This window comes from Bryocella sp. (assembly GCF_058498515.1).
Window position 1 is genome coordinate 1 of sequence record NZ_JBMHYI010000027.1, and the last position, 2,874, is coordinate 2,874.

Genomic DNA, 2,874 nt, shown 5'->3' on the forward strand with positions numbered 1-2,874 from the left:
GGCCGGCCCATCGTCTTCAGCCTTTGCCAGTATGGTTTTGACAACGTATGGGAGTGGGGACCGGCAGTTGGCGGCAACCTGTGGCGCACCACCGGCGACATCAACGATACGTGGGACAGGATGTCGGACATCGGCTTCAGCCAGGCAGGCCTGGCGAAGTATGCCGCTCCCGGACACTGGAACGATCCGGACATGCTGGAGATCGGCAACGGGAAGATGTCGACCGATGAGTACCGCACGCACATGAGCCTTTGGGTGCTGCTGGCAGCGCCACTGATTGCGGGCAACGATCTTTCGAAGATGTCCGACGATGCGAAGAGCATCCTGATGAACAAGGGCGCGATCGCGATCGATCAGGACCCGCTGGGCAAGCAGGGCGACCGCGTGTACGAGGAAGGACCACATGAGGTGTGGTCGAAGCCGCTGTCAGGCGGAGCGCTTGCGGTAGGGCTGTTCAATCGCGGCGAATTGGCTTCGCCCATAAGCGTGACGCTGAAGCAGTTGGGCGTGAAGAAGGCTCACACGATTACCAATGTGTGGACTGGCGAAACGGTTGAGGCGAAGGATGGCACGCTAATGGCCAGTGTTCCCAAGCATGGGGTAGTGCTGCTGCGCATCACGCAGTAGCAGCTACTTTGCAGCTGGCTTGGCGAGGAATCCGGTCGTATGAGCGTAGCCGTCGAACAGCGCCATGAATGTGTCGTTGGTTGCTGCATTGGTGATCACATAGTGACCGGAGTCGACCGCGGATGACCACGTGTCGGCGCCGGTCTGTGCGTTGAGCGCGATGGTTCCGGGCTTGCTAAGGGTGAAGTATGTGGTGCCCTGGTAAGCGAGGCCGCGCGTGGCAAAAAGAGCAGAGAGCATGTCCCACATGGGACGCTGCGGCGTCTTAGCGAGATCGAGGCCGTACTTCGTGGGATTCGTTATGGGTGAGGCTGTAGCCGGTGGACCTGCGAGTATGTCGAGGCCGTTCGCGAAGCCGTTGAAGTAGACCGGCGGGTAGCCGTTCTGTTTCGTCCACTGCGTGAAGAGCTTGTGGAAGCCGGGTGCGTCGCACTCGAAGTTCCACTCCGTACCCTGTGGATACTTGCCACCCATCACGGAGAGCAGCTTTACTTTCTGCTTTACGAGCTCCGCGCCGCTGAGCTTGCTGGTTGTGTCGGGGCCACTGGCGAGCAGTTGGTTGAGACATGGAGAAAATCCTGTGACCACGATTGCCACGCTATGTGCTGGCTGATGTGCAAGTGCCTTGCGATAGACAGCCACGCAATTGGGATAGTTCGCTCGCGTGTCACCCGAATCGAAACGCTGCACAAGGCCTGTTGTCCAGTAGCTTTCGTTGCACTTGTTCTTTTGGCATAACGCACTCGCGGGTTCGCTGGTCTGGTTGGCGCCGATAAGTGTCTGCGGATGGCCGCCGTAGCTGGCGAAGATCTTCATCACTGGCGCTGTCAGAGGATTGGCTGAATCGGCGACCATGCCGAGAATCTTGATCTCGCCGCGATCTTCAAGCGCATACAGGATGGGTAGGGTGTTGACGCAATCGACGTCCTGCGAGCAATCGTCGTCGTAGATGATGCGCTGCTGCGCTTGCAGCGCTGCACCAGTGAGCAGACAAAGACAAAGAACCACCCAAACCCGCATTTACGCTCCTTCTTGTTGTTCCTGGCCGCTCAAAGCGACATCGAACTTTTGCTCGTCTTCATTCTTCATTGACAGCAAGCTGAAAGCAACGAACAAAGGCGTATAGGGTAACGCGCTAATGATTGTAGAGGTAAAGCCATACGCCGTTGCTTGCGCGAGTGTTGTGTGGAATGATCTGCCCACGACCAGAAACGTAACAGAAAGAATCGTGATGGCCGCTCCAGCCAGGAAGGAACATTCGCGTCCCAGCACAATTCTGTCACCATCCATCACTATGCCAGTCGATTTTGCCAGAAGCCGCAGTGCCATCGGGGTGAGAAAGTACCCAAGCGCAAAATACATCGGGATAAGTTCTGCTCCGATCAGATAGGGCGATGTCATCAGGACAGGCCGGTGCATGCCCGTTATCAATGATGTGATCGGCAGCAAAATAAGAACCGACACCCCGGTGGAGAGTAGGTACACCAAAAGGCCCAGCAAGAAGGCTGAGCCTTTCGTCGCGGTCTTTGCAATGTTTTGATAAGGCAACGCGTGGCTCGCCTCCGCAAGCAATCGGCCCAACAACTTCGCCGTAACGAGCATTGCTATGACATAGCAACAAGCGTCTGCTATGGCGCATGCCGGCCCGGTCACATAGAAAAGCCATTGGGGAACGGAAAAGGAACTGGCAGAGGATCCGTCGAGGACGGAACTCCCGCGCATGGACGATATAGCCACGTCACGGGACAGCGTTTTGCCTAACTCACGCCAGAGCGGGCTCAGGATTGCCGCGGCAATAACGGGCAGCCAGAGGACAGGATGCCGCCTACACAGTTCGACTGTCTTGCGCCAAAGCTCCTTCACTGGCCACCCTCATGGATAGCCTCGATGATACTCATATTTCGCGGAGGAATTACTCAATCATGGAGTGGCGACCCCAGTCGAACCGGCGGCCGAGGATGCCTTTGACGATGAGGTGATCGGTGGCGGCAGTGGGGCCAACGCCGATACCCACGTTGATCTCCCACTTCGGGGAGACGTTCAGGTCCGTGACGGCGAAGATCTGTTGCTGCTGTTCGTGCAGCGCATCGAAGGCGAAGAAGCGACCGTAGTCGGCATAGTATTCCAAGCCGCCGCTGATCTCACGGGTGAAGTCGTAGCTTACCTTCACGCCGGGCGAGAAGCCGAGACCCTGATTTACGTCAGGGCCATGCCATGTGCGCTCGATGGCGGGATTCACCGCGAAGT

Annotated in this window: 3 protein-coding genes and 1 pseudogene; 1 reads left to right on the forward strand and 3 read right to left on the reverse strand. The window is 57.4% G+C overall.

Going from position 1 to position 2,874, the window contains the following annotated elements; translation table 11 throughout:
• Window positions 1–627, forward strand: a 627-nt coding sequence (locus tag AC5E6W_RS08395; protein WP_491751832.1) for an alpha-amylase family protein, incomplete at its 5' end; no start/stop codon positions are given.
• Between the two features lie 3 nt (window positions 628–630).
• Here AC5E6W_RS08395 and AC5E6W_RS08400 read toward each other — a convergent pair.
• The 3 genes and pseudogenes from AC5E6W_RS08400 to AC5E6W_RS08410 all read right to left on the reverse strand — a co-directional run.
• On the reverse strand, window positions 631–1,647 hold the full coding sequence (locus AC5E6W_RS08400; protein WP_491751833.1) for a nucleoside hydrolase: 1,017 nt from the start codon (window positions 1,645–1,647) through the stop codon (window positions 631–633).
• Entirely contained in the window at window positions 1,648–2,490 is an 843-nt protein-coding gene (locus AC5E6W_RS08405) for a hypothetical protein (protein ID WP_491751834.1), read from the reverse strand.
• A gap of 49 nt (window positions 2,491–2,539) precedes the next feature.
• Window positions 2,540–2,874, reverse strand: a pseudogene (locus tag AC5E6W_RS08410) (hypothetical protein); the annotation flags it as partial.

Bases quoted from the DNA above. Each gene is read 5' to 3' on its own strand.
- AC5E6W_RS08400 (WP_491751833.1), bottom strand. From the start codon at position 1,647: ATGCGGGTTTGGGTGGTTCTTTGTCTTTGTCTGCTCACTGGTGCAGCG.